This is a genomic window from Pseudomonas putida (assembly GCF_028682475.1).
Classification (GTDB): Bacteria; Pseudomonadota; Gammaproteobacteria; order Pseudomonadales; family Pseudomonadaceae; genus Aquipseudomonas; species Aquipseudomonas putida_AG.
This window is the reverse complement of record NZ_JANHLE010000005.1, coordinates 35040-61243: the sequence shown is the minus strand read 5'-3', so window position 1 is coordinate 61243 and position 26204 is coordinate 35040. Positions and strand designations below refer to the sequence as shown.

The following is a 26204-nucleotide window of genomic DNA, read 5'->3' as shown; positions in this document are numbered from 1 at the left end:
TAAATCCGTGGTATCCGGGACTCTTCATGCAGCCGTATCAGCGCGACTTCATTCGTTTTGCCATCGACCGCGGGGTTCTGCGCTTCGGTGAATTCACCCTCAAGTCCGGGCGCACCAGCCCGTATTTCTTCAATGCCGGCCTGTTCAACAGTGGATCGGCCCTGGCTCAGCTCGGGCGTTTCTATGCCGCGGCAATCGTCGACAGCAAGATTCCGTTCGACGTGCTGTTCGGCCCGGCCTACAAGGGTATTCCCCTGGCGGCAGCCACTGCCGTGGCACTGGCCGAGCATCATGACCTCGACCTGCCCTGGTGCTTCAACCGTAAAGAAGCCAAGGCTCACGGCGAAGGCGGCAGCCTGGTTGGCGCACCGCTGACCGGCGACGTACTGATCATCGACGACGTGATCACTGCCGGCACTGCGATCCGCGAAGTCATGCAGATCATTCAGGGCCAGCAGGCCAAGGCTGCTGGCGTGTTGATCGCACTTAACCGTCAGGAGCGCGGTAACGGCGAACTGTCGGCGATCCAGGAAGTGGAGCGCGACTTCGGTATTCCGGTGGTCAGCATCGTTTCCCTGACTCAGGTGCTGGAGTTCCTCGCCGACGACCCGGCGCTCAAGCAGCATTTGCCGGCCGTCGAGGCCTATCGGGCCCAGTACGGGATCTGAGGCAAATAAAAAGGCGACCTTCGGGTCGCCTTTTTTGTGTCTTAACGCGGCTTGCTATTGGTGATCAGGGTCCCGACACCACTGTCGGTAAAGATCTCCAGCAGCACCGCATTCGGTACCCGGCCATCGATGATGTGCGAGCTGTTGACGCCGCCTTGCACTGCTTCCAGGGCGCAGCGGATCTTCGGCAGCATGCCGCCGTAGATGGTGCCGTCAGCGATCAGTTCGTTGACCTGCTCAGTGGTCAGGCCGGTGAGTACGGTACCTTGCTTGTCCATCAGGCCGGCGATGTTGGTCAGCAGCATCAGCTTTTCAGCCTTCAGCGCTTCAGCCACTTTGCCCGCCACCAGGTCGGCATTGATGTTGTACGACTCGCCGTTGGCACCGACGCCAATCGGCGCGATGACCGGGATGAAGTCACCTTTGACCAGCATGTTCAGCAGGTCGGTGTTGACGCTGGTGACTTCGCCGACATGGCCGATATCGATGATTTCCGGGGTGGTCATCTCTGGCGTCTGACGGGTAACGGTCAGTTTTTTCGCACGGATCAGCTGGGCGTCTTTGCCGGTCAGGCCAATGGCGCTGCCGCCATGGCTGTTGATCAGGTTGACGATGTCCTTGTTCACCTGGCCGCCGAGAACCATCTCGACCACGTCCATGGTCTGGGCGTCGGTGACGCGCATGCCATCGATGAAGTGGCTTTCGATCGACAGGCGCTTGAGCAGATCACCGATCTGCGGGCCGCCGCCATGCACGACCACCGGGTTGATGCCGACCGCTTTCATCAGCACCACATCGCGGGCAAAACCGGTTTTGAGCTCTTCGCTCTCCATCGCGTTGCCGCCGTATTTGATCACCAGGGTCTTGCCGACAAAACGGCGGATGTAAGGCAGCGCTTCGGACAAAACCTGGGCGACATGGGTGGCGGCATCGCGATCGAGGGTCATGCAGGGCTCCAGTTGGAACAGATAGTCAGTCAGAACTTGGGTTGCAGATCAGGAGCAACGCGCTTCAACTGGGCGCGGAAAACTTCCTGGATACGCTGCAGTTCGGCGTCAGTGTCGGCCTCGAAACGCAGCACCAGCACCGGTGTGGTGTTGGAGGCGCGAACCAGACCCCAGCCGTGGGGATAGTCGACCCGCACACCGTCAATGGTGGTCAGGTTGGCGTCTTGGCCCCAGTCGGCTTCGCGTTGCAGTGCATCAATGATGCTGAATTTACCTTCGTCGGTCACATCAATGTTGATTTCCGGGGTGGAAATATCATTCGGGAACGCGGCGAACAGCTGTTCGGCATCGGTTTTGGCCTTGCTGAGGATCTCCAGCAGACGCGCGGCACTGTAGATGCCGTCGTCGAAACCGTACCAGCGTTCCTTGATGAAAATGTGTCCGCTCATCTCGCCGGCCAGCAAGGCGCCGGTTTGCTTCATCTTCTTCTTGATCAACGAATGACCGGTCTTCCACATTAGCGCGCGGCCACCGTATTGCTCGATCAGTGGGGTCAGGCGGCGCGTGCATTTGACGTCGAAGATGATCTCGGCACCCGGATTGCGCTCAAGCACGTCCTGGGCGAACAGCATCAGCAGACGGTCGGGGTAGACGATACTGCCGGTGTTGGTGACCACGCCGACACGGTCGCCATCGCCGTCGAAAGCCAGGCCGAGGTCGGCACCGCTTTCCTTGACCTTGGCAATCAGGTCGACCAGGTTCTCCGGTTTGCCCGGATCCGGGTGATGATTGGGGAAGTTGCCGTCAACTTCGCAGAACAACGGGATCATTTCGCAGCCCAGGGCTTCGATCAGTTGCGGGGCAATCACGCCGGCCGCACCGTTGCCGCAGTCGACCACGACTTTGAGTTTTTTCGCCAGCTTGATGTCGCCGGTGATCTGCTGGAAATAGCGCTCGAGAATTTCGACTTTTTCGACGCTGCCTTCGCCGCGGCTCAGGTCGTTGGTCTTCAGGCGGGTCAACAGGGCCTGGATCTGTTCATTGGCCAGGGTGTCGCCGGCAATGACGATCTTGAAGCCGTTGTAGTTCGGCGGGTTGTGGCTGCCGGTGAGCATCACCCCGGACTTGCCGGCCAGGACGTTGGCGGCGTAGTACAGGGCCGGGGTCGGCACCAGGCCGACGTCGCTGACTTTGCAGCCGGCTTCGACCAGGCCTTTGATCAGTTGCTCGACCAGCATCGGCCCTGACAGGCGGCCGTCACGGCCGACCGAGATATTCGGTTCGCCCTGGGCCAGGGTTTGCGCACCGATGGCGCGGCCGATCCAGTAGGCGGTTTCGGCGGTCAGGGTGTCACCGACCACGCCCCGGATGTCGTAGGCGCGGAAGATGCTTTCCGGGAGTGCGGGTACCAGGTGTGCCATGTCGTTCATCTCTGGGGAGCTCCAATATCGAGGGCGTGCAGGGCAGGCTCAAACTGAACGCTTTGACGGTCATTTCGCCAGAGAGTTCGCCGTCCTTGGCGCGCAGTGGGCAGCGGCTGGATCAATTGCTGCCGGAATGGCCAAAGCCACCAGCGCCACGCTGGCTTTCGTCGAAGGTTTCGACGATGTCGAAATGAGCCTGCACCACCGGTACCAGAACCAGTTGTGCAATACGTTCGCCGACGGTGATGGTGAATGCAGTTTGACCGCGGTTCCAGCAGGAAACCATCAGCTCGCCCTGGTAGTCGGAGTCGATCAGACCGACCAGGTTACCCAGCACGATGCCGTGTTTGTGGCCCAGGCCTGAGCGCGGCAGGATCAGCGCGGCCAGGCCCGGGTCGCCGATGTACACCGACAGGCCGGTAGGGATCAGCACGGTCTGACCCGGCTCGAGGACGGTGTCCTGCTTGAGCATGGCGCGCAGGTCGAGACCGGCGGAACCTGGGGTGGCGTACTGCGGCAGCGGGAATTCGTTACCGATGCGTGGATCGAGAATCTTGGCTTGTAGAGCGTGCATGCAGAGTTAAACCTGGTTGAGACGTTCGGCGATGAAAGCAACCAGCTGGCGGGCGATCTTGCCCTTGCTGGTCTGTGCGAAGAGTGTTTCGTGTAGCTGGCGATCGATCACGCTGCAGGCGTTTTCCTCGCTGTTGAAGCCGATGCTGGGGTTGGCCACATCGTTGGCGACAATCAGGTCGAGGTTCTTGTCCTTGAGCTTGCGCGCAGCGTAGTCGAGCAGGTGTTCGGTCTCGGCGGCGAAGCCAACGCTGAACGGGCGATCGGGACGGGTGGCGATGCTGGCGAGAATGTCCGGGTTGCGGACCATCTGCAGCAGCAGGCCGTCACCTGTCGTAGGGTCTTTCTTAAGTTTCTGTGGTGCGACCACTTCTGGACGGTAGTCTGCGACCGCCGCCGAGGCGATGAAAATATCGCAGGGCATCGCCGCCTCGCAGGCGGCGAGCATGTCGCGGGCGCTGACCACGTCGATACGGTTGACCCGGTCGGGCGTTGGCAAGTGCACCGGGCCACTGATCAGGGTCACCTTGGCGCCGGCTTCGACCGCTGCTTCGGCCAGGGCAAAGCCCATTTTCCCGGAGCTGTGGTTGGTGATGTAACGCACCGGGTCGATGTTTTCCTGGGTCGGGCCTGCGGTAATGACGATGTGTTTACCGGTCAGCGACTCGCGCTTGAAGCTTTCGGCGGCGCACCAGGCAAGGTCGGTGGCTTCAAGCATGCGCCCGAGGCCGACATCGCCACAGGCCTGACTGCCGGAGGCCGGGCCGAACACCTTGATGTCGCGGCTTTGCAGCAGTTCGAGGTTGGCCTGGGTGGCCGGGTCGCGCCACATCGCCTGGTTCATCGCCGGGGCGACGGCCACGGTGGCGTCGGTGGCCAGCACCAGGGTGGTCAGCAGGTCGTCGGCGACGCCCTGGGCCATGCGCGCCAGCAGGTCGGCGGTGGCCGGGGCGATCAGCACCAGGTCGGCCCATTTGGCCAGTTCGATATGGCCCATCGCCGCTTCGGCAGCAGGGTCCAATAGGTCCATGTGCACCGGGTGACCGGACAGTGCTTGCAGGGTCAGCGGGGTGATGAACTCCGCGCCGCCGCGGGTCATGACGACACGCACCTGCGCACCGTGTTCCAGGAGTCGGCGGACCAGTTCGGCACTCTTGTAGGCGGCGATGCCGCCGCCGACGCCGAGAACGATGCGCTTACGATACAGCCGCTGCATAGGCTTGCCTTTTGCTCGATGATTGCACGCGGCGACGACGCCTCCCCAGGCCGAATCGTCGCGTAAAAAAGTGCGGGTAATGTAGCACAGGGCTGAAACACAGGAGCAGTAACCGATGGACAGGGAGGTGCGGATGAGTATCAGGGATTGGCCTGTGGCGGAGCGGCCGCGGGAAAAACTGTTGGAGCGCGGGGCCGCAAGCCTTTCAGATGCAGAATTGCTGGCGGTTTTTTTGCGCACCGGGGTAGCGGGCATGAGCGCGGTCGACCTTGCCCGGCATCTGTTGAAGAAATTTGGCGGATTGCGCCATCTGCTTGAGGCCGATCAAGCCACGTTTCAGCGTGAAATCGGACTGGGGCCGGCAAAATACACCCAGTTGCAGGCCGTGATGGAAATCGGTCGGCGGCACTTGGAGCAAACTATAGCCCGCGACTCGGCGCTTCAAAGCCCGGGTGCAGTACGTCGTTACCTGAAAGCCAAACTGCGTCATGAACGCAGCGAGGTGTTCGGATGCCTGTTTCTCGATACCAAGCACCGACCGCTAGGTTTTGAGGTGCTGTTCCGCGGCTCGATCGACAGCGCCAGTGTCTATCCCCGAGAAGTCATCAAGCGCGCCTTGGCAAACAATGCAGCGGCGTTGATTCTTTGCCATAACCATCCATCAGGTGTGTGCGAGCCCAGTCAGGCTGACTTGATCCTGACTCGACGCCTGAAGACTGCGCTGGAGCTCGTTGATGTCAGGGTGCTCGACCACCTCATTGTCGGCGATGGCGAGCCCCTGTCGATGGTCGAGCGCGGTTGGTTCAGCGCGTCGAACTGACCTTGGCGAAATCCTGGCGACCAAACGGGCTGACCTGGTAACCCTGCACGTCCTTGCGCAGCAGTGCGGCAGCGGTCGGGTGCGCCAGCGGCAGCCACAAGGCCTGTTGCTGGATCTGCGTCTGGGCCTGCTGGTACAGACGGCTGCGCACGCTCTGGTCGGTGGTGGTCTTGCCCGCGCTGATCAGCTGGTCCAGGCGCTGGTCGCAATAGCGGGCGAAGTTGGTGCCGGACTTCACTGCCGCGCAGGCGAACTGCGGGCTAAGGAAGTTATCCGGGTCGCCGTTGTCACCGGCCCAACCCATGAAAAGCAGGTCATGCTCGCCAGCCTTGGCGCGGCGGATCAGCTCGCCCCATTCGATCACGCGGATCTCGGCCTTGATGCCGATCTTGGCCAGGTCTGCCTGGAGCAACTGCGCGCCGAGGCTCGGGTTGGGGTTGAGCAGGCTGCCTTGCGGGCGGGTCCAGATTGTGGTGCTGAAGCCGTCTTTAAGGCCGGCTTTGGCCAGCAGTGCGCGGGCTTTGTCCAGGTCGGTGGGGTAGCCCGGCAGGTCCTTGGCGTAGCTCCAGGTATTGGGCGGGTAGGGGCCATTGGCGGCCACAGCAGTGTCTTCGAACACCGCTTTGAGGTAGCTGGACTTGTCGAATGCCAGGTTGATGGCCTGGCGCACTTCGGGCTTGTCCAGCGGGGCATGCTGGCTATTGATCGCGACGAAAGCGGTCATGAAGGCTTCGGTCTTTTCTACCTTCAGCGCCGGGTCTTCGCTGGCGGCGGCAATATCCAGCGGTTTGGGCGACAAGGCGATCTGGCACTCGTTGCGCTTGAGTTTCTGCAGGCGCACGTTGGCGTCCGGGGTAATGGCGAAGATCAGCGGATCAACCGCGGGCTTGCCAGCAAAGTAGTCCGGGTTGGCCCGGTAGCGGATCACCGCGTCCTTCTGGAAGCGGTTGAACACGAACGGGCCGGTGCCGATCGGCTGGCTGTTGAGCTTCTCCGGGGTGCCGGCCTTGAGCAACTGATCGGCATATTCGGCGGAGTAGATCGAAGCGAAGCCCATGCTCAGGGTCGGCAGGAACGTCGCATCGGCGTGATCGAGGGTGAAACGTACGGTCTGCGGGTCTACAGCCTCGATCTGTTTGATCAGGCTGGGCAGCTGCAGGGATTGCGCATGGGGGTATCCGCTCTGGGCGATCTTGTGCCAGGAATGCGCGGGGTAGAGCATGCGCTGGAAGCTGAACAGGACGTCGTCGGCATCCAGGGTGCGGCTCGGCTTGAAATAAGGGGTGCTGTGGAACTTCACCTCGGGGCGCAGCTTGAACTCATAGATCAGGCCATCGGCGGAAACCGTCCAGCTTTCGGCCAGGCTCGGTACCACCTGGCCTGTTGCAGCATCGAATTCGACCAGGCGATTCATCAGTACATCGGCTGAAGCATTGGTGGTTGTCAGCGAGTTGTACTGCACCACGTCGAAGCCTTCGGGGCTGGCTTCGGTGCATACACTCAGCGCAGCCGCATGGGCGAGTGCCGGGCCGAACAGGGTGGCGAACAACAGGGGTAGAGCGGCAGCACGCATGAGGAATCCTTGGCTGAACGATGGCCCATCTGCCAGTGCAGTCTGGAAAAGTCTTACCCTAGTGTGCCAAGCCAGAAATGACCATAGCCTTTTTTGCCAATCGTGCGACGAGTGGTCGACACCTTGCCGGGCCAGTCGTTATGCTGCTCCGGCGTGTCGCCCAGCAAGGCAAAGCACATATTCTGTTGTTGTGCTTTGGTCTTTCTGGTATAAAGCAGCGCTCTTTTCTAGGGGCTCGGCTTGTCGCATCTGTTGATTGAGTCGATAAGACCCTGAAGAAACACGGCGCCTGGCGCCAAAGACTGAGAGATTAAGCGGCCAACCCATGCCGGGTTGGGCATGTGGTTTTAGAGGGCTGAGGCATGTCGAGAGTCTGTCAAGTTACCGGTAAGGGTCCGGTAACCGGGAATAACATTTCCCACGCAAACAACAAAACCCGTCGTCGTTTCCTGCCGAACCTGCAGCATCATCGCTTCTGGGTCGAGTCCGAGAAGCGTTTCGTGCGTCTGCGCGTATCTGCCAAAGGCATGCGCATCATCGACAAGCGCGGCATCGATGCCGTTCTGGTCGACATTCGCCGTAACGGCGCTAAGGTCTAAGGGAGAGAATCATGCGTGAATTGATCCGTCTGGTGTCGACCGCTAATACCGGCCACTTCTACACCACCGACAAGAACAAGCGCACCACTCCGGACAAAATCGAAATCAAAAAATTCGATCCGGTTGTTCGCAAGCACGTGATCTACAAGGAAGCCAAGATCAAGTAATTGATCCGGCTGACGAAAAAAGGGCCCGTATCTCTGGATACGGGCCCTTTTTTTATGGCGGCAGGAGCGGGTTAAGCTTTCTGCTCGAACATCACATAGATCTTGCGGCACGGCTCCAGTACTTCCCAGGTGCCCTTGAAGCCTGCAGGGATCACAAAGCGATCACCGGCACGCAAGGTTTTCGCGCCGCCGTCTGCATCGCGCAGCACCGAAACGCCCTGAACGATCTCGCAGTACTCGTGTTCAGTGTAATTGACGGTCCATTGCCCCACTTCACCTTCCCAGACGCCGGCAGCGAATTGACCGCAAGGGCTGGAATAGTGGTTGTAGACCGCCTGATCTGGCTCACCCTTGAGAATCTTTTCTGCAGCAGGGCGGTAACGTTCGGCCTCGGTGAGCACCTGGGCGAAGTCGATGATCTGATCAATGCGCATGGCTGGTTCTCTTGTTTGTTTAATAAAATGAACATCAGTAGGCTTTTGGTGCCATTATGTCAAATATATTGATAATTAGGTCGCCAGTGGTTTAGGGTGGCAGGTGCCTGTGCGCGTAGCTCGCCCAGCCAGAATTTTTGACAGTGCCGGTGATCCCTCGTGCGGCACTGCACCTTAACAAGAGGAGGAGTTTCGTATGACCACCCTGACTCGTGCGGATTGGGAACAGCGTGCCCAACAACTGAAGATCGAAGGCCGCGCTTTCATCAATGGTGAATACACCGCCGCCGTTTCCGGCGCGACGTTCGAATGCCTCAGCCCGGTCGATGGCCGTCTGCTGGCGCACGTTGCCAGCTGTGATGAAGCCGATGCCCAGCGCGCCGTGGAAAACGCCCGCACTACTTTCGCGTCCGGCGTCTGGTCGCGCCTGGCCCCAGCCAAGCGCAAAGCCACCATGATCCGTTTCGCCGCCCTGCTCAAGGCGAACGTCGAAGAGCTGGCGCTGCTGGAAACCCTGGACATGGGCAAGCCGATCAACGATTCGCTGACCATCGACGTGCCAGGCGCTGCCCAAGCCCTGAGCTGGAACGGTGAAGCGATCGACAAGATCTACGACGAAGTCGCGGCTACCCCGCACGATCAGCTGGGTCTGGTGACCCGCGAGCCTGTGGGTGTGGTGGCCGCCATCGTGCCGTGGAACTTCCCGCTGCTGATGGCCTGCTGGAAGCTCGGCCCGGCGCTGGCCACCGGTAACTCGGTAGTGCTCAAGCCTTCGGAAAAATCGCCACTGACCGCCATTCGTATCGCCCAACTGGCAATTGAAGCCGGTATTCCGGCCGGCGTGCTCAACGTGCTGCCAGGCTACGGCCACACCGTCGGCAAGGCTCTGGCCCTGCACATGGACGTCGATACCCTGGTGTTCACCGGTTCGACCAAGATCGCCAAGCAATTGATGATCTACGCCGGTGAATCGAACATGAAGCGTGTCTGGCTGGAAGCCGGCGGCAAGAGCCCGAACATCGTCTTCGCCGACGCCCCGGACCTCAACGCCGCTGCCGAAGCGGCCGCCAGCGCCATCGCCTTCAACCAGGGCGAAGTCTGCACCGCCGGCTCCCGTCTGCTGGTCGAGCGTTCGATCAAGGACAAGTTCCTGCCACTGGTACTCGAGGCCCTCAAGGCCTGGAAGCCCGGCAACCCGCTGGACCCAGCCACCACTGTCGGTGCTTTGGTCGATAGCCAGCAGATGAACACCGTGCTGTCGTACATCGAAGCCGGTCACAGTGACGGCGCCAAACTGCTGGTCGGTGGCAAGCGTATCCTCGAAGAAACCGGTGGCACCTACGTCGAGCCGACCATTTTCGACGGCGTCAGCAACGCCATGCGCATTGCCAAGGAAGAAATCTTCGGCCCGGTACTGTCGGTGATTACTTTCGACAGCGTTGAAGAAGCGATCAACATCGCCAACGACACCCCGTACGGCCTGGCCGCCGGTGTGTGGACCGCCGACATCTCCAAGGCGCACCTGACCGCCAAGGCCCTGCGTGCCGGTAGCGTCTGGGTCAACCAGTACGACGGCGGCGACATGACCGCGCCGTTCGGTGGCTTCAAGCAGTCGGGCAACGGTCGTGACAAGTCCTTGCACGCGCTGGACAAGTACACCGAGCTGAAGGCGACCTGGATCAAGCTGTAAGCAGCTAGCCACCGCCCAACCCGGGCATCCTCTGTGGGAGCCGGCGTTGCCGGCGATGCGGCCTGTGTGGTCCGCATCGCTGGCAAGGCCAGCTCCCACAGTGGTTTGTGAAACCCGCAAAGGAGCGTGCAATGCGTTGGGGAACCTATTTCGCGGTGCTGACGGCGGTGCTCAGTGTCGGCCTGGCGCTGGGCGTGAGCATGCCGCTGGTGTCCTTGCGTCTGGAAAGCTGGGGCTACGGCAGCTTTGCCATTGGCGTGATGGCGGCGATGCCGGCGATCGGCGTATTGCTCGGCGCCAGCCTGTCCAGCCGGCTCGCCGCGCGTTTCGGCACTCCGGGGCTGATGCGTCTGTGCCTGTGGGCGGGTGCCGTGTCCATCGGCCTGCTGGCGCTGTTGCCCAGCTACCCGCTGTGGCTGGTGCTGCGCCTGCTGATCGGCATGATCCTGACCATCGTGTTCATCCTCGGCGAAAGCTGGATCAACCAGCTGGTGGTCGAGCAATGGCGCGGGCGCCTGGTAGCTTTGTATGGCAGCAGCTATGCCCTTAGCCAGTTGGCCGGGCCGTTGCTGCTGGGTGTATTGGGTTCGGAAGATGACCTCGGCTTCTGGATTGGCGCCGGTTTGCTGCTGGCAGCACCGCTGGTGTTGCTGGGGCGTGACGGAGCGCCAAGTGCAGAGGCGTGCAGCGTGACGTTATTCGATCTGATCGGTTTCTGTCGGCGCCTGCCGGTGATTGCCTGGGCGATCGCCCTGTTCGCTGCGTTCGAGGCGATGATCCTCACCCTGTTGCCGGTGTACTGCCTGCAGCAAGGATTCACCACCGAGATTGCCCTGTTCATGGTCAGCACCGTGGTGGTCGGCGATGCACTGCTGCAGTTGCCGATTGGCGCGCTGGCCGACCGCATGTCACGGCGCACTCTGTTCAGTGGCTGCGCACTGGCGCTGCTGGTGTCGAGCCTGGCGATTCCGCTGATGTTGCAGACCTGGCTGATCTGGCCACTGTGGGTGTTGTTCGGTGCCAGTGCCGGTGGCTTGTTCACCCTGTCGCTGGTGCTGATCGGCGAGCGCTACCGTGATGATGCGCTGGTGCGGGCCAACGCCCATGTCGCGCAGCTGTGGGGGATCGGTTGCCTGATCGGGCCGTTGGTTGCCGGTGCCGGCAGCCAGTGGGTCAGCGGTCATGCCTTGCCACTGCTGATGGCTGCGGGGGCTGCCGGCCTGGTGCTGCTTGCGCGGCGGCCGAATGCGTTCGAGCCAGCGCCGGTCTAGAGCATCCGCTCCAGGCCGACGGCCTTGCTGATCCAGGCGTTGAAGCGGCGCCAGAGGCCGCCGGGTTCGGTGGTCAGGGTGTGCAGCTGGTGATTGTCTTCGGTCACCCAGACCACCTCGCCGTTGACCAGCTTTGGCTGGTAACTGAGTGCCGGAGCCATGCCCTGGACTGCCAGGTCGCGGGTGTACTCGGCAAGCTCTGGGCTGTCGACCAGCACGCCGACTTCGGTGTTCCATAACACCGAGCGCGGGTCGAAGTTGAACGAACCGATGAAGGTCTTGCGCCGGTCGAAGATGATCGCCTTGCTATGCAGGCTTGAGTCGGAGCTACCGTAGATGCGCAGGGCGCGTTTCGAGCCGGGGTCGCCGGGCTGGCGACGCAGCTCATACAGATGCACGCCATGCTCCAGCAGCGCCCTGCGATAGGGTGCATAGCCACCATGTACGGCGGGTACGTCGGTGGCTTCCAGCGAGTTGGTCAGTAGTTTCACCGAGACACCGGCATCGGCGCGGCTGGTCAGGTACAGCAGGCCGGGTGCGCCCGGTACGAAGTAGGCCGAGATCAGGATCAGCTCGTGTTGCACGCCGTTCATGTCCGGGGCCAATTGATGGGTCATCAGCAGCTGAGGGTCTGGCTCATCGCGGGCCAGGACCTTGCTGGGTGCATCCCACAGCGCCTGGTTGTGGGCCCAGATCAATTCATTGCGCCAGATGCCCAGGCGCGGATTGGTCTTGTACGACATCAGGCGGTCATACAGCGCCTTGCGCTCGACTTCGGCTTCGGCCAGCGAGGCTTCCAGACGCTGGCGGCTGGCGCGCAGGTCATCGGCGTCAGGCTGGGTCATGAGGAAATCGCCGATTGGCCGGCTCAGGGCGCTGTTCCAGTATTGATCGAAGCTGTGCCCCAGTTGCTCGGCAACCGGCCCCACACCTAACAGGTCGATATCGGTGAAATTCAGGTTGGGCTCGGCGTCGAAGTACTCATCGCCAATATTGCGGCCGCCGACGATGGCCATGCTGTTGTCCACCAGCCACAGCTTGTTGTGCATGCGCCGGTGTTGCAGGCTGAGGTTGAACAGGCGGCCGAGCGCCCGGGTTACGCCGGTGCTGCGGCCCAGGTGCAGCGGGTTGAACACGCGGATGTGGATGTTCGGGTGCGCGGCGAGGGTGGCCATCTTGTCGTCGATGCCGTCGCTGGTGGTGTCGTCCAGCAGGATGCGAATCCGTACACCGCGGTCGGCAGCCTGCAGCAGCTCGTGGACCAGGGCGCGGGTGCTGAGACCGTCGTGGACGATGTAGTACTGCAGGTCGATGCTCGACTGGGCGTTACGGATCAGCTCGGCGCGGGCGCGAAACGCTTCGTTGCTGTTGGGCAACAGGCGAAAACCGGAGCGCCCCTCGTAGGCGGATGCCTGACGCTGCACCGAGCGACCGAAGGCCGAGTCGCTGGCGGGTAGCGCCTGACTGACTTCGCGCGGCTGGCTAACGCTGGCGCATCCATTCAGGCCGAGCATCAGCGACAGCAGCAAGGGCAGCGTGCGCGGGTTTATCAAGGCTGTGGGTCCTTCACGACGGGGCTTATGGATATCGACCGCGAGCGGCGGCGGAAAGTTACTCGTCGCTTGCGGCTTCGGCCAGTAGACGAATGGCGGTCTCGCCAACCTTGCGTACCGCCGCTTCGATCTCGGCGGTAGGACGGGCGGCGAAATTCATTCGCAGGCAGTTACGGTACTTGCCCGAGGCGGAAAAAATGCTGCCTACGGCAATCTGTACGCCTTGCCCTAGTAAAGCCCGGTTAAGACGCAGGGTGTCGAAACTTTCCGGCAATTCTATCCACAGCATGAAACCACCCTGCGGCCGGCTGGCGCGGGTGCCGGACGGAAAGTAGCGGGTGACCCAGTCGCTCATCTGGTCGCGGCTGCGCTGGTACTGGCTGCGCATGCGCCGCAGGTGCGGCTGGTAGTGCCCTGCTTCGATGAAGTCGGCGATGGCCAGTTGCGGTTGGGTCGCGGTGCAGCCGGTGCTGATGTATTTCATGTGCAGCACCCGCTCCAGGTAGCGGCCGGGAGCGACCCAGCCGATCCGCAGGCCCGGCGCCAGGGTCTTGGAAAACGAACTGCAGAGCAGCACCCGGCCGTCTTCGTCGAATGACTTGATCGTGCGCGGGCGCGGGTAGGTGTAGGCCAGATCGCCGTATACGTCGTCTTCGAGGATCGCCACATCGAAGCGTTGGGCCAGGGTCAGCAAGGCCTTCTTGCGCGCCTCGGGCATGATGTAGCCCAGCGGGTTGTTGCAGCTCGGGGTGATCTGGATGAGCTTGATCGGCCATTGTTCCAGGGCCAGCTCCAGGGCTTCTAGGCTGATGCCGGTGAGCGGGTCGGTGGGGATCTCCAGGGCTTTCATGCCCAGACCCTTGAGGGTCTGCATGGCGCCGTGAAAGCTCGGCGAGTCCACCGCGACGATATCGCCGGGCTGGCACACCGCGCGGATGCTGGTCGAGAGGGCCTCGTGGCAACCCGTGGTGACCACCAGATCGGCCGGGTCGAGGCTGCAGCCGGAATCGAGCATCAGCCGGGCGATCTGTTCGCGCAGGGCCAGGGTGCCGGAAATGGTGTCGTAATACAGCCCAGGCATGTCCTGGCGGCGGCTCAGCTGGGCCAGGCTGCGCAGCAGGGGCTTGAGGGTCGGGCTGTCGACGTCGGGCATGCCGCGGCCGAGTTGCACCACATCCTTGCTCGGCACGCTGCGAATCAGCTCGATGACCTGTTCCCATTGGGAAATTTCCACTGGCCGTTGCGCCGGCCGGCTGACGGCGGGCAGGGCAGGCAGGCTACGATCGGTGGGTACGAAGTAGCCGGACTTGGGCCGTGGCGCGGCCAGGCCATTGTCTTCGAGCAGGCGATAGGCCTGCTGCACGGTGCTCAGGCTGACGCCATGTTCCACGCTCAGGGCGCGTACCGACGGCAAGCGGTCACCGGGGCGGTACAGGCCTTGTTCGATGCGGGCGCTGAGCAGCTCGGCAAGGTTGACATAGAGGGTCACGGCATACTCCCGCAGCGAATGTTGGCTGACCACCGATACAGATGCTGAAAAAATACAGCATTCAGTCTGAAAACGGCCAATTCTGTATGGAAATAATAAATCTGCTTTGAATCTGTAATGCTTTTCCCCAAGCGCGCAAGCTTTTCCTACGGTTATCCAAACCCGGAGGAGTCAAGCAATGAGCGGTATGAGCGATGTGCGCCTGCAATTACACGCGGAAGAACTGAGCCGTGAACAGCGTTTGCAGCTGTTCAATGTACCGGCCGGGCTCGGGCGCTGGGGGTTGATGGCACACCGTTGGCACAGCCGCCGGGCACTGCTGGAGCTGACGCCCGAGCAGCTGCGCGATGTTGGCCTGACGGCGGAGCAGGCACGTGAGGAGGGGCTCAAGCCATTCTGGCGTGGCTGAGATCGGCAATTTGCAGCACCCCGGTGGGAGCGGGCTTGCCCCGCGATGCGGTGTGTCAGTGACATCGCATCGCGGGGCAAGCCCGCTCCCACCGGGGGGTTATCCACCTCAGACCAGCTCTTTGAGCCGGTGCCAGAGCATGCCCAGGGCCAGCAGCGGTGAACGCAGATGTTTGCCACCCGGGAAGGTGATGTGCGGGACCTTGGCGAACAGGTCGAAACGTCCGCTGTGCTGGCCGCTGATGGCCTCACCGAGCAACTTGCCCGCCAGGTGCGTGGCGTTGAGGCCGTGGCCGGAGTAGGCCTGGGCAAAGTACACGTTTGGCTGGTCCGGCAGGCGGCCAATCTGCGGCAGGCGATTGGCGCCGATGCCGATCATGCCGCCCCATTGGTAGTCGATGCGTACATTCGCCAGCTGCGGGAACACCTTGAGCATCTTCGGCCGCATGTACGCGGCGATATCTTGTGGATCGCGTCCGGAGTAATGGCAGGCGCCACCGAACAACAGGCGGCGGTCGGCAGAAAGGCGGTAGTAATCCAGGGCTACGCGCTGGTCGCAGACCGCCATGTTCTGCGGCAGCAGGTTGTGTGCCTGCGTTTCGCTCAAGGGCTCGGTGGCGATGATGTAGCTGCCCGCGGGCAGCACCTTGCCGCCCAGTTCGGCATTCAGGTCATTGAGGTAGGCGTTGCAGCCCAGCACCAGGGTGCTGGCTTGTACTGAACCTTGCGCCGTATGTACCCGCACCTGCGAGCCATAGTCGATGCGGGTGACCGCCGATTGTTCGAACAGGCGCACGCCGAGCTTGTTGGCCACCGCTGCCTCGCCCAAGGCCAGGTTCAGCGGGTGCAGATGACCCGAGCCCATGTCGATCAGGCCGCCGACATAGCGGTCGGAACCCACCACCGTGTGCATCTGCTCCGCTTGCACCAGACGCAATTCATGGCGGTAGCCCAGGCTGCGCAGTTCCTCGGCGTCTTCGGCGAAACCCTGCAGGTCTTTCGGTTTGTTGGCCAGGTCGCAGTAGCCCCAGGTCAGGTCGCAGCTGATCGCGTGGCGTTCGATGCGCTGGCGGACGATATCCACTGCTTCCAGGCCCATCAGTTTCAGCTCGCGCACGCCGTCGCTGCCCAGCACCGGGGCGAACTGATCAAGGCCGTGGCCGACGCCACGAATCAGTTGCCCGCCATTGCGCCCGCTGGCACCCCAGCCGATTTTGCGCGCTTCGAGAAGGATCACATTGAGGCCGCGTTCGGCCAGCTCGATCGCGGTGTTCAACCCGGAAAAACCGCCGCCAACCACACAGACATCGCAGCTCAACTCGCCCTGCAAACACGGATACTCCGGCTGGGGCAGGCTGCTGGCAGCGTAGTAGGAGGCGACGTGAGAAGCGGGTGATTGAACAGCGGCGCTCATGGATGAGTCCTGGCTTTAAGTGTTTGGAAAAATTGACGCAGGATAAGCTGCACTTTCGGCACCGGGCAACCATGGGGCAAAATAGCGGTCATTCCCGTTCTTCGCCGCAGGCCGCCATGAGTTGCAACAGCCACAAGATCCGTTTCCTGCGCGATCAGATCCCGTCGTTCGAGTGCGTCCCCGGTTGCCATGACTGCTGTGGGCCGGTGACCACCTCCTCGGAAGAAATGGCCCGCCTGCCGCGCAAAAGCGCCGCCGAGCAGGAGGCCGCCCTGGCCGAGCTGAACTGTGTGCACCTGGGGCCCAACGGCTGCACGGTGTACGAGGAACGGCCGCTGATCTGCCGGCTGTTCGGGACCACGCCGCGGCTGCCATGCCCCAACGGTCGCGGCCCGGCCGAAATGATCGATCCCCAGGCCGAGAAGCTGGTGCATCAGTACATCGCCAGCACCCGTCAGGTGCTGGTCTGAGCGTCAGTCCGGAATCGGCAGGCTGAGGCTCTCTTTGACCTCTTCCATGACAATGTAACTCTTCGATTCGCGCACATGCGGCAACTTCAACAGGATGTCGCCGAGCAGCTTGCGGTATGAGGCCATCTCCGAGATCCGCGCCTTGACCAGGTAGTCGAAGTCGCCGGAAACCAGGTGGCATTCCAGTACGTGGGGCAGCTTCAGCACCGCGCGGCGGAACTCTTCGAAGGTGTCGCCCGACTTGTAGTCCAGGCTGATCTCGACGAACACCAGCAGGCTGCCCTTGAGGTGCTGCGGGTTGAGCCTGGCGTTGTAGCCCATGATGATGCCTTCACGCTCCAGGCGCCGGACCCGTTCGGTGCAGGGCGTGGTCGACAGACCGACTTTCTCGCCCAGTTCAGTAAACGAGATCCGCCCATCCGCCTGCAGGATCCGTAGGATGTTGCGGTCGATCTTGTCCAGTTCACGTTTGCTTTGGTGCTGGGTTCTCATAGTGGATGCCCCTCCGTAAAAGCGTACCTTGCCGAGAATTCTCGCCAAATATAGGCTTTTATACAGTGAAATGCACTGGTCATACCTTCCTATACTGCGCGCATCTATGCCATTAACAACAAATGTCAGCGGTACGCTGCGTCGAGGGTAATCAACATGCGAGTTCTGGTACTTGGTAGCGGTGTGATCGGAACCGCCAGTGCCTACTATCTGGCACGGCAGGGTTTTGAAGTCGTCGTGGTCGACCGTCAACCGGCCGTCGCCATGGAAACCAGCTTTGCCAACGCCGGCCAGGTCTCGCCAGGCTACGCCTCGCCCTGGGCTGCGCCGGGCGTGCCGCTCAAGGCCATCAAGTGGCTGCTCGAGCGCCATGCACCCCTGGCAATCAAGGCCACCGCTGATATCGACCAGTACCTGTGGATGGCGCAAATGCTGCGCAACTGCACCGCCAACCGCTATGCCGTGAACAAAGAGCGCATGGTTCGCCTGTCCGAGTACAGCCGCGACTGCCTCGACGAGCTGCGCGCCGAAACCGGCATCGCCTACGAAGGCCGCACCCTGGGTACCACCCAGCTGTTCCGCACCCAGGCGCAGCTGGACAACGCTGCCAAGGATATCGCCGTCCTCGAGCAGTCCGGCGTGCCGTACGAAGTCCTCGACCGCGCAGGCATTGCCCGCGTCGAACCGGCCCTGGCCAACGTTACCGACATTCTCGCCGGCGCCCTGCGTCTGCCTAACGACCAGACAGGCGACTGCCAGCTGTTCACCACCCGCCTGGCGGAAATGGCGATCAAGCTCGGTGTCGAGTTCCGCTTCGGCCAGGATATTCAGCGCCTGGACTACGCCGGCGACCGCATCAATGGTGTGTGGATCGACGGCAAGCTGGAAACCGCCGACCGCTACGTGCTGGCGCTGGGCAGCTACTCGCCGCAATTGCTCAAGCCGCTGGGCATCAAGGCCCCGGTCTATCCGCTCAAGGGCTACTCGCTGACGGTGCCGATCACCGACCCGGCCATGGCCCCGACTTCGACCATTCTCGACGAGACCTACAAGGTCGCGATCACCCGTTTCGACAACCGCATCCGTGTTGGCGGCATGGCTGAAATCGCTGGTTTTGACCTGTCGCTGAACCCGCGTCGACGCGAAACCCTGGAGATGATCGTCAATGATCTTTATCCTCGCGGCGGCGACCTGAGCCAGGCCAGTTTCTGGACCGGCCTGCGTCCGACCACCCCGGACGGTACGCCGATCGTCGGTGCCACGCCGTTCCGCAACCTGTTCCTCAACACCGGTCACGGTACACTGGGCTGGACCATGGCCTGCGGTTCCGGTCGCTTGCTGGCCGATCTGATCGCGCGCAAAAAGCCGCAGATCAGTGCCGAAGGTCTCGATATCTCTCGTTACGGAAAACATCAGGAGCCTGCAAAACATGGCAATCCAGCGCCAGCTCACCAATGAGCGCATGAGTCAGATCGTTACCCACAATGGCACCGTCTACCTGGCGGGCCAGGTGGGCGACGACATGAATGCCGGGATTGAGCAGCAGACCCGTGAAACCCTGGCCAACATCGAGCGCCTGCTGGACCTGGCGGGCACCGACAAGAGCCGTCTGCTCTCGGTGACCATCTACCTGAAGGACATCGATGCGCACTTCCAGGGCATGAACAGTGTCTGGGACAGCTGGTTGCCGAAAGGCGTCGCACCTGCGCGCGCCACCGTTGAAGCCAAGCTGTGCGAGCCGGAAATCCTCGTCGAACTGTCGGTGGTCGCCGCACTGCCGTAATCGCAATCCCTCACCCGGTGCCGCTGGCGGCCCATCAGCTGCGATTGAGCACCGGGCTTTTTACTTCCAACCAGACTGCCCAGAAGGCTGCCGTCATGCGTCCTGCCCGTGCCCTTATCGATCTCCAAGCCCTGCGTCACAACTATCAACTTGCCCGCGAACTGACCGGTGCCAAAGCCCTGGCCGTGATCAAGGCCGATGCCTATGGTCATGGTGCGGTGCGCTGCGCGCTGGCGCTTGAGCAGCAGGCCGATGGTTTTGCCGTGGCTTGCATCGAAGAGGCGCTGGAGTTGCGCGCGGCCGGCATCAAGGCGCCGGTGTTGCTGCTCGAAGGCTTTTTTGAAGCCAGCGAATTGCCGCTGATCGTCCAGCACGACCTGTGGTGCGTGGTGCATTCGCTGTGGCAGCTCGAAGCCATCGAGCAGGCACAGCTGAGCAAACCGATCACCGTGTGGCTCAAACTCGACTCGGGCATGCACCGGGTTGGCCTGCATGTCAAGGACTATCAGGCCGCTTACCAGCGTCTGCTGGCCAGCGGCAAGGTCGCGCGCATCGTGCTGATGAGCCACTTCGCCCGTGCCGATGAACTCGACAGCGCAGCCAGCAATGAACAGCTTGCGGTGTTCCAGGCAGCACGCCAGGGCCTGACTGCCGAGGTCAGCCTGCGCAACTCGCCGGCCGTGCTCGGCTGGCCGAACATGCCCAGTGACTGGGTGCGTCCAGGCCTGATGCTGTATGGGGCGACGCCGTTCGAAGTGCCACAGGCAGAGGCCGCACGGCTGCAGCCGGTGATGACGGTGCAATCGCGGGTAATCAGCGTACGTGAGCTGCCGGCCGGTGAGCCGGTGGGTTATGGCGCCAAGTTCATCAGCCCGCGGCCGACCCGGGTTGGTGTCGTGGCGATGGGTTATGCCGATGGTTATCCACGCCAGGCGCCAAACGGCACCCCGGTACTGGTGGCCGGCAAGCGCACCCAGCTGATCGGCCGGGTATCGATGGACATGCTCTGCATCGACCTCACCGACGTGCCGGAAGCCGGCCTGGGCAGCCCGGTGGAGTTGTGGGGCAAAAACGTGCTGGCCAGTGAAGTGGCACTGCATGCCGGCAACATCCCTTACCAGATCTTCTGCAACCTCAAGCGCGTACCGCTGGACTACAGCGGCGATTAACACGCGAAAGCGGACAGGCTGCGGGTCGAAGTGTTGTAAATACTGAACGCTGTTGCGATGATAACGTTCAATTTCGACCCCACTCGTTCGTTTAGGAGGGCTCCAGCATTGGACGTCGGTGAACGACTGCAAGCCATTCGCAAGCTCAAGGGCCTGTCCCAGCGTGAACTCGCCAAACGTGCGGGCGTCACCAACAGCACGATCTCGATGATCGAGAAGAACAGCGTCAGCCCTTCCATCAGCTCGCTGCGTAAAGTGCTGGGCGGTATTCCCATGTCCATGGTCGAGTTCTTCTCTGAAGAACTGCAGCCGGAAAACCCCACGCAGATCGTCTACAAGGCCCACGAGCTGATCGATATCTCCGACGGGGCAGTGACCATGAAGCTGGTCGGCAAGGCGCACCCGAGCCGGGCCATCGCGTTTCTCAACGAGGTCTACCCACCGGGTGCCGATACTGGTGAAGAAATGCTCACCCATGATGGTGAAGAGACCGGCATTCTTCTCGAAGGTCGCCTGGAGCTGGTGGTCGGCCTGGAAACTTTTATTCTCGAAGCGGGCGACAGCTACTATTTTGAAAGTACCAAGCCGCACCGTTTCCGTAATCCGTACGATGAGCCAGCCCGGCTGATCAGTGCGGCGACCCCGGCCAACTTCTAAGGCGTACAGCGCGGCGGATTGTCGCGGCTAAGACCCTTTGGACATTAGGGTTGTTTCGGTATGGCAGGGTTCCCGTTATACTTGCGCCGCCTGCGAAACCGTGGCCGCGGGCGTGACTAGCCACCATGAGGGTGTACGTGTGAATCTAATCAAGAAAATGCTGGCCGTACCAGCTGCCGTATTGGCCCTTTGGGCAGTCAGCGCACAAGCTGCGACCAACGACGACATCGCCAAGCGACTGGAACCGGTCGGCCAGGTGTGTGTCCAGGGGCAGGAATGCAAGGGTATGGAAGTGGCTGCCTCCGCGGGTGGCGGCGGTGCCAAGACCCCGGATGAAATCATCGCCAAGCACTGCAATGCTTGCCACAGCACTGGGCTGCTCGGCGCACCGAAGATCGGCGACACTGCTGCCTGGAAAGAGCGTGCCGACCACCAGGGTGGTCTGGACGGTATCCTCGCCAAGGCTATCACCGGTATCAATGCCATGCCGCCCAAAGGCACCTGTGCAGACTGCTCGGATGACGACCTGAAAGGCGCCATCAAGAAGATGTCCGGCCTGTAAGCCTGCGCTTCGCCAACAAAGCCCGCCCTGTGCGGGCTTTGTCGTTTTTAGCGCTGGCCTGCGGAGCAAACTCGGGCCATGCTCGGTCGAACCTGCATGGATGACCGGGAGGCGCAGATGGCGCAAAGCTGCTCGATCGAAAAGGCCGTAGAGGAAGTGCTGGCGCGCTTGCCCGCACATATCCACATGGGCTTGCCGCTGGGCCTTGGCAAACCCAACGCCTTCGTCAACGCGCTGTATGCGCGCATCCGCCAGTTACCTGAACGGCGTCTGACGATCTATACCGCCCTGAGCCTGGGCAGGCCCGATCTGGGCGACGGCCTGCAACGGCGCTTTCTCGAACCCTTTATCGAGCGCGTGTTCGGCGACTATGAAGAGCTCGAGTACCTGAATGACCTGCGCAACGATCGGCTGCCGGCGAACATTCGCGTCGAACAGTTTTTCATGCAGCCCGGCAGCCTGCTGCACAGTGCCACGGCCCAGCAGGACTATGTCAGCAGCAACTACAGCCACGCCGCGCGGGACATCAATGCCAAAGGCCTGAACCTAGTGGCCCAGCTGGTGGCTGAAGATCCCCGGCACCCGGATCAGTTGAGTCTGAGTTGCAACCCGGACATCACCCTCGACCTGTTACCGATGATCGAGCGCCGGCGCGCCGCCGGGGAAACCATCCTGCTGTTGGGCCAGGTGCATGCCGAGCTGCCTTACATGCCAGGCGCCTCGGAGTTACCGCGCCAGGATTTCGATGTGCTGATCGATACGGTTGAGCAGCGGCGACTGTTCTCGACGCCGAACATGCCGGTCACCACCCAGGATCATTTCATCGGCCTGCACGCCAGCACCTTGGTGCACGACGGCGGCACCTTGCAGATTGGCATTGGCGCCATGGGCGATGCGCTGACCGCTGCACTCCTGGCCCGACAGGCTGAAAGTGAAGCGTACCAGGCGTTACTCGCAGACATGGATCTTCAGCCCTGGCAGCAACTGATCGCCCGCGAAGGTGGCACCGAGCCCTTTGCCCACGGGCTGTATGGCTGCAGTGAGATGTTCGTCAACGGCCTGTTGGCACTGCTGGACGCGGGCATCATCCGGCGCCCGGTCGATGGCGGGGTGTTGGTGCATGGTGGCTTCTTCCTCGGCCCTCGGGCGTTCTACCAGCGCTTGCGCGACATGCCACTCGACGCCCGCAAACGGATTGAGATGCGCGCTATCAGCTACATCAACGAGCTGTACGGCCAGGAGTCGCTCAAACGTTCGCAGCGCCTCGATGCACGCTTTATCAACACAGTGTTCACCATGACGCTGATGGGCGCCGGGGTTGCTGACCAGCTGGAAGATGGAAGGGTGCTCAGCGGTGTCGGCGGGCAATACAACTTCGTTGCCCAGGGGCATGCCCTGGAGGGCGCGCGCTCGATTCTGCTGCTGCGCAGCTGGCGCGAAGCGGGCGGTGAGGTCAGCTCCAACCTGGTGTGGAAGTACGGCCATTGCACTATTCCCCGGCACCTGCGTGATGTGGTGGTTACCGAATACGGTATTGCTGACCTGCGTGGGCAGACCGATAGCGAAACCATTCAGCGATTGCTGGCGATCTGTGATTCACGCTTTCAGCCCGGGCTGATCGAGCAAGCGCAGAAGGCCGGCAAGCTACCGTCCGGATTCAAGCTGGCGGCGCGCTTTACCGATAACACGCCGCAACGGTTGCAGCAGTTGCGTAACGCACATGGGCGGTTGTTCCCCGAGTATCCGTTGGGCAGCGACTTCAGCGATGAGGAGCGTGATCTGTTACGAGCGTTGAACTGGCTCAAGAGCAAATTCAAGTTGAGCGAAGTGCTGGAGCTGGGCAGGGCGGCACTGGACGCACCGGCGCCCGAGGCTTATCCACAACAGCTGGCGCGCATGGGGCTGGCGCAGCCGCAGGGGCTGAAGGAGGAGCTGTATCAGCGGCTGTTGCTGGCGGGGTTGCAGGCTACAGCGGTCGCTTGAGGGCCAATCGCCGGCAAGGCCGGCTCCCACAAAGGTTCAGGGTTAACCCCGTTCCCTGTGGGAGCCGGCATTGCCGGCGATGGGATCGACGCCAATTACTCGATGAAAGTAACCACGCCATCCTTCAGCGACTTGACCCGCGCCAGCGATTCAACGCGGTAGCCCTGGCTGTCCAGTTCGGCACGGCCGCCCTGGAACGACTTCTCGATGACGATACCCAGGCCGGCAACGGTGGCGCCGGCTTGCTTGATGATCGAGATCAGCGCCTGGGAGGCTTTGCCATTGGCCAGGAAGTCGTCGATCACCAGCACGCGGTCGCTGCTGTTGAGGTGGCGCGGGGAGATCGCCACGGTGTTTTCAGTCTGCTTGGTGAAAGAGTACACCGAGGCGGTCAGCAGGTTCTCGGTCAGGGTCAGCGACTGGTGCTTGCGCGCGAAAATCACTGGGACACCCAGCTTCAGGCCGGTCATCACCGCCGGGGCGATGCCCGAGGCTTCGATGGTGACGATCTTGGTGACGCCGGAGTCGGCGTACAGCCGGGCGAATTCGTCGCCAATCAGTTGCATCAGCGCAGGGTCGATCTGATGGTTGAGAAACGCATCGACTTTGAGAACCTGATCGGAAAGCACGATGCCTTCTTCGCGAATCTTCTGGTGCAGTGCTTCCACTGTGGTATTTCCTCGATGTAGCAAGAGTGGCTACGGCAATGCGCCGCAGCAAAGGTTGATTATCTAACGTTTCAGCATGGCGCGGATATCGGCCAGTGCATTATTGCCGCGCGCCGCCTTCACTTCGGTGGGCGCATCGTCCAGGCCTTCCCAGGCCAGGTCATCGTCGGGCAGCTCGTCAAGGAAGCGGCTCGGCGCGCAATCGATGATCTCGCCGTACTGCTTGCGCTTGGCGGCAAAGGTGAAGGCCAGGGTCTGGCGCGCGCGGGTAATGCCCACGTAGGCAAGACGCCGTTCTTCTTCGATGGTGTCGGCTTCGATGCTGGAACGGTGGGGAAGAATCTCTTCTTCCATGCCCATGATGAACACATAGGGGAATTCCAGGCCCTTGGAGGCATGCAGGGTCATCATCTGCACGCCCTCGGCGCCGTCTTCTTCCTCCTGCTGACGTTCGAGCATGTCACGCAGGACCAGCTTGCCGATGGCTTCCTCGATGGTCATCTCGCCGTCTTCGTCCTTCTCCAGGGTATTTTTCAACGCCTCGATCAGGAACCAGACGTTACCCATGCGAAAGTCCGCAGCCTTGTCGCTGGAGCTGTTGGTGCGAATCCAGTTTTCGTAGTCGATATCGGTGACCATGCCACGCAGGGCGGCAATCGGGTCTTCCAGCGCCACCTGCTCGCGGACCTTGTCCATCCAGCGTTTGAAACGCTGCAGACGGTCGGTGAAGCGGCTGTCCAGATGCTCGCCGAGGCCCAGCTCCTCGCTGGCGGCGTACATCGAGATCTTGCGTTCGGTGGCGTAGTTGCCGAGCTTTTCCAGGGTGGTCGAGCCGATTTCCCGGCGCGGTACGTTGATCACGCGCAGGTAGGCGTTATCGTCGTCCGGGTTCACCAGCAAGCGGAAATAGGCCATCAGGTCTTTTACTTCCTGACGTCCGAAAAAGCTGTTGCCGCCGGACAGGCGGTAGGGCACCTGATGGTGCTGCAGCTTCAGTTCGATCAGTTTGGCCTGGTAGTTGCCGCGGTACAGAATCGCAAAATCACTGTAAGGGCGGTCGGTGCGCAGGTGCAGGCTGAGAATTTCCATGGCCACCCGCTCGGCCTCGGATTCCTCGTTCTTGCAGCGGATCACGCGGATCTCGTCACCGTGGCCCATCTCGCTCCACAGCTGCTTCTCGAACGCATGCGGGTTGTTCGAGATCAGCACGTTGGCGCAGCGCAGGATGCGGCTGGTGGAGCGGTAGTTCTGCTCGAGCATTACCACCTTCAGCGACGGGTAATCCTCTTTGAGCAGCATCAGGTTTTCCGGGCGCGCACCACGCCAGGCGTAGATCGACTGGTCGTCGTCACCGACCACGGTGAACTGGTTGCGCGTGCCGATCAGCATTTTCACCAGCAGGTACTGGCTGGCGTTGGTGTCCTGGTATTCGTCGACCAGCAGGTAACGCACCTTGTTCTGCCATTTTTCCAGGATGTCGACGTGCTCCTCGAACAGCTTCACCGGCAGCAGGATCAGGTCGTCGAAGTCCACCGCGTTGAACGCCTTGAGCGTGCGCTGGTAGTGCGCGTAGACCACGGCGGCGGTCTGTTCCTTGGGGTTGCGCGCCTTTTCCAGGGCCTCGGGCGGCAGGATCAGGTCGTTTTTCCAGGCGCCGATCATGTTCTTGATCTCGTCGACACCGTCGTCGCCCGAGTATTCCTTCTGCATGATGTCGGTCATCAGCGCTTTGACGTCAGTCTCGTCAAAGATCGAGAAGCCCGGCTTGTAGCCCAGTCGCTGATGTTCCTTGCGGATGATGTTCAGGCCCAGGTTGTGGAAGGTCGACACGGTCAGGCCGCGCCCCTCGCCTTTGCGCAGCAGGGTGCCGACCCGCTCTTTCATCTCACGTGCGGCCTTGTTGGTGAAGGTCATGGCCACGATGTACTGCGCACGGATGCCGCAATTCTGGATCAGGTGCGCAATTTTGCGGGTGATCACGCTGGTCTTGCCGGAACCGGCACCGGCGAGCACCAAAAGAGGGCCGCCGACGTAGTTCACGGCTTCTTGTTGCCGGGGATTGAGTCGGGACATGACGAAAACCGGGGTCGCTAGAAAAATAGCCGCGCATTTTAGCAGGGGTGGAAGGATTCTGCCGCGACCGTCTGACAGTGTGACGTACCACGCGATCTAAA

General features: G+C 61.7%; 25 protein-coding genes and 1 pseudogene. 14 read left to right on the top strand and 12 right to left on the bottom strand.

The annotated features are described in order from the left end of the window. The first annotated feature begins 26 nt into the window (after nt 1-26). Nucleotides 27-668 (top strand): orotate phosphoribosyltransferase, encoded by a 642-nt coding sequence (pyrE, locus tag NPS47_RS06070; protein WP_010225878.1) that lies wholly within the window; start codon nt 27-29, stop codon nt 666-668. A 41-nt stretch (nt 669-709) separates the two neighbouring features. Here the strand turns inward: pyrE and argB are convergent, their stop codons facing one another. From argB to coaBC, 4 genes and pseudogenes are all read right to left on the bottom strand, one after another. After that, nucleotides 710-1615 carry an acetylglutamate kinase gene (argB, locus tag NPS47_RS06065; RefSeq protein ID WP_157190530.1) on the bottom strand — a complete coding sequence of 302 codons (906 nt, stop codon included), beginning with the start codon at nt 1613-1615 and terminating at the stop codon, nt 710-712. 29 nt (nt 1616-1644) lie between these two features. Further along, nucleotides 1645-3021: pseudogene (locus NPS47_RS06060) on the bottom strand (phosphomannomutase/phosphoglucomutase); the annotation flags it as partial. A gap of 136 nt (nt 3022-3157) precedes the next feature. Beyond that, nucleotides 3158-3613 (bottom strand): dUTP diphosphatase, encoded by a 456-nt coding sequence (gene dut / locus NPS47_RS06055; RefSeq protein WP_274294133.1) that lies wholly within the window; start codon nt 3611-3613, stop codon nt 3158-3160. 6 nt (nt 3614-3619) lie between these two features. Then, nucleotides 3620-4828, bottom strand: a complete 1209-nt coding sequence (coaBC, locus tag NPS47_RS06050; RefSeq protein ID WP_157190527.1) for a bifunctional phosphopantothenoylcysteine decarboxylase/phosphopantothenate--cysteine ligase CoaBC — start codon at nt 4826-4828, stop codon at nt 3620-3622. A 133-nt stretch (nt 4829-4961) separates the two neighbouring features. Here coaBC and radC point away from each other — a divergent pair, with 133 nt between their 5' ends. Then, nucleotides 4962-5648, top strand: a complete 687-nt coding sequence (gene radC / locus NPS47_RS06045; protein WP_274294132.1) for a RadC family protein — start codon at nt 4962-4964, stop codon at nt 5646-5648. Here the strand turns inward: radC and NPS47_RS06040 are convergent. Continuing rightward, a complete protein-coding gene (locus NPS47_RS06040; RefSeq protein WP_274294131.1) occupies nt 5632-7221 on the bottom strand; it encodes an ABC transporter substrate-binding protein in 1590 nt (529 codons plus the stop codon). The genes radC and NPS47_RS06040 overlap by 17 nt on opposite strands. A gap of 362 nt (nt 7222-7583) precedes the next feature. On the opposite strand from NPS47_RS06040, the gene rpmB reads away from it, so the two are divergent. Both rpmB and rpmG read left to right on the top strand, forming a co-directional pair. Further along, nucleotides 7584-7820 (top strand): 50S ribosomal protein L28, encoded by a 237-nt coding sequence (gene rpmB, locus NPS47_RS06035; protein ID WP_010225868.1) that lies wholly within the window; start codon nt 7584-7586, stop codon nt 7818-7820. Between the two features lie 11 nt (nt 7821-7831). Then, complete coding sequence (gene rpmG, locus NPS47_RS06030; protein WP_010225867.1) at nt 7832-7987, top strand: 50S ribosomal protein L33; 156 nt, start codon at nt 7832-7834, stop codon at nt 7985-7987. Nucleotides 7988-8058: 71 nt separating this feature from the next. On the opposite strand, the gene NPS47_RS06025 is transcribed toward rpmG, so the two are convergent. Then, nucleotides 8059-8421, bottom strand: a complete 363-nt coding sequence (locus NPS47_RS06025; RefSeq protein WP_133213813.1) for a cupin domain-containing protein — start codon at nt 8419-8421, stop codon at nt 8059-8061. Between the two features lie 196 nt (nt 8422-8617). On the opposite strand from NPS47_RS06025, the gene NPS47_RS06020 reads away from it, so the two are divergent. Continuing rightward, on the top strand, nt 8618-10111 hold the full coding sequence (locus NPS47_RS06020) for an aldehyde dehydrogenase (RefSeq protein WP_274294130.1): 1494 nt from the start codon (nt 8618-8620) through the stop codon (nt 10109-10111). Nucleotides 10112-10242: 131 nt separating this feature from the next. Beyond that, the gene (locus NPS47_RS06015; protein WP_274294129.1) at nt 10243-11382 is read left to right on the top strand and encodes an MFS transporter; all 1140 of its coding nucleotides are present in this window, start codon (nt 10243-10245) and stop codon (nt 11380-11382) included. On the opposite strand, the gene NPS47_RS06010 is transcribed toward NPS47_RS06015, so the two are convergent. Together NPS47_RS06010 and NPS47_RS06005 are read right to left on the bottom strand one after the other, a co-directional pair. Then, a complete protein-coding gene (locus tag NPS47_RS06010) occupies nt 11379-12896 on the bottom strand; it encodes a phospholipase D family protein (protein WP_274294264.1) in 1518 nt (505 codons plus the stop codon). The two genes, NPS47_RS06015 and NPS47_RS06010, sit on opposite strands and share 4 nt — an antisense overlap. Before the next feature lie 97 nt (nt 12897-12993). Next, nucleotides 12994-14424: a PLP-dependent aminotransferase family protein gene (locus NPS47_RS06005; RefSeq protein WP_274294128.1), complete on the bottom strand. Its 1431-nt coding sequence runs from the start codon at nt 14422-14424 to the stop codon at nt 12994-12996. 178 nt (nt 14425-14602) lie between these two features. Between NPS47_RS06005 and NPS47_RS06000 the strand changes: the two genes are divergently transcribed. Beyond that, nucleotides 14603-14833, top strand: a complete 231-nt coding sequence (locus NPS47_RS06000) for a DUF1127 domain-containing protein (protein ID WP_274294127.1) — start codon at nt 14603-14605, stop codon at nt 14831-14833. Between the two features lie 108 nt (nt 14834-14941). On the opposite strand, the gene NPS47_RS05995 is transcribed toward NPS47_RS06000, so the two are convergent. Further along, nucleotides 14942-16246 carry an NAD(P)/FAD-dependent oxidoreductase gene (locus NPS47_RS05995; protein ID WP_274294126.1) on the bottom strand — a complete coding sequence of 435 codons (1305 nt, stop codon included), beginning with the start codon at nt 16244-16246 and terminating at the stop codon, nt 14942-14944. 116 nt (nt 16247-16362) lie between these two features. On the opposite strand from NPS47_RS05995, the gene NPS47_RS05990 reads away from it, so the two are divergent. Beyond that, nucleotides 16363-16716, top strand: a complete 354-nt coding sequence (locus NPS47_RS05990; protein WP_038615877.1) for a YkgJ family cysteine cluster protein — start codon at nt 16363-16365, stop codon at nt 16714-16716. A 3-nt stretch (nt 16717-16719) separates the two neighbouring features. On the opposite strand, the gene dadR is transcribed toward NPS47_RS05990, so the two are convergent. Continuing rightward, a complete protein-coding gene (dadR, locus tag NPS47_RS05985; protein ID WP_027980766.1) occupies nt 16720-17208 on the bottom strand; it encodes a transcriptional regulator DadR in 489 nt (162 codons plus the stop codon). Nucleotides 17209-17364: 156 nt separating this feature from the next. Here dadR and dadA point away from each other — a divergent pair, with 156 nt between their 5' ends. From dadA to NPS47_RS05955, 6 genes are all read left to right on the top strand, one after another. After that, nucleotides 17365-18666 (top strand): D-amino acid dehydrogenase, encoded by a 1302-nt coding sequence (gene dadA, locus NPS47_RS05980; protein WP_038615875.1) that lies wholly within the window; start codon nt 17365-17367, stop codon nt 18664-18666. Beyond that, nucleotides 18638-18991: a RidA family protein gene (locus NPS47_RS05975; protein WP_038615873.1), complete on the top strand. Its 354-nt coding sequence runs from the start codon at nt 18638-18640 to the stop codon at nt 18989-18991. The genes dadA and NPS47_RS05975 overlap by 29 nt, the downstream gene beginning before the upstream one ends. A 95-nt stretch (nt 18992-19086) precedes the next feature. Continuing rightward, nucleotides 19087-20160: an alanine racemase gene (gene alr, locus NPS47_RS05970; RefSeq protein WP_274294125.1), complete on the top strand. Its 1074-nt coding sequence runs from the start codon at nt 19087-19089 to the stop codon at nt 20158-20160. A gap of 108 nt (nt 20161-20268) precedes the next feature. Continuing rightward, nucleotides 20269-20817 carry a cupin domain-containing protein gene (locus tag NPS47_RS05965; protein WP_028942437.1) on the top strand — a complete coding sequence of 183 codons (549 nt, stop codon included), beginning with the start codon at nt 20269-20271 and terminating at the stop codon, nt 20815-20817. 157 nt (nt 20818-20974) lie between these two features. Then, entirely contained in the window at nt 20975-21379 is a 405-nt protein-coding gene (locus NPS47_RS05960) for a c-type cytochrome (RefSeq protein WP_274294263.1), read from the top strand. Nucleotides 21380-21496: 117 nt separating this feature from the next. After that, nucleotides 21497-23362 carry an acetyl-CoA hydrolase/transferase C-terminal domain-containing protein gene (locus tag NPS47_RS05955; protein ID WP_274294262.1) on the top strand — a complete coding sequence of 622 codons (1866 nt, stop codon included), beginning with the start codon at nt 21497-21499 and terminating at the stop codon, nt 23360-23362. Between the two features lie 95 nt (nt 23363-23457). Here the strand turns inward: NPS47_RS05955 and NPS47_RS05950 are convergent, their stop codons facing one another. Then, complete coding sequence (locus tag NPS47_RS05950; protein ID WP_038615864.1) at nt 23458-24030, bottom strand: xanthine phosphoribosyltransferase; 573 nt, start codon at nt 24028-24030, stop codon at nt 23458-23460. A 63-nt stretch (nt 24031-24093) separates the two neighbouring features. Further along, nucleotides 24094-26103 (bottom strand): DNA helicase Rep, encoded by a 2010-nt coding sequence (gene rep, locus NPS47_RS05945; RefSeq protein ID WP_274294124.1) that lies wholly within the window; start codon nt 26101-26103, stop codon nt 24094-24096. Nucleotides 26104-26204: the final 101 nt, after the last annotated feature.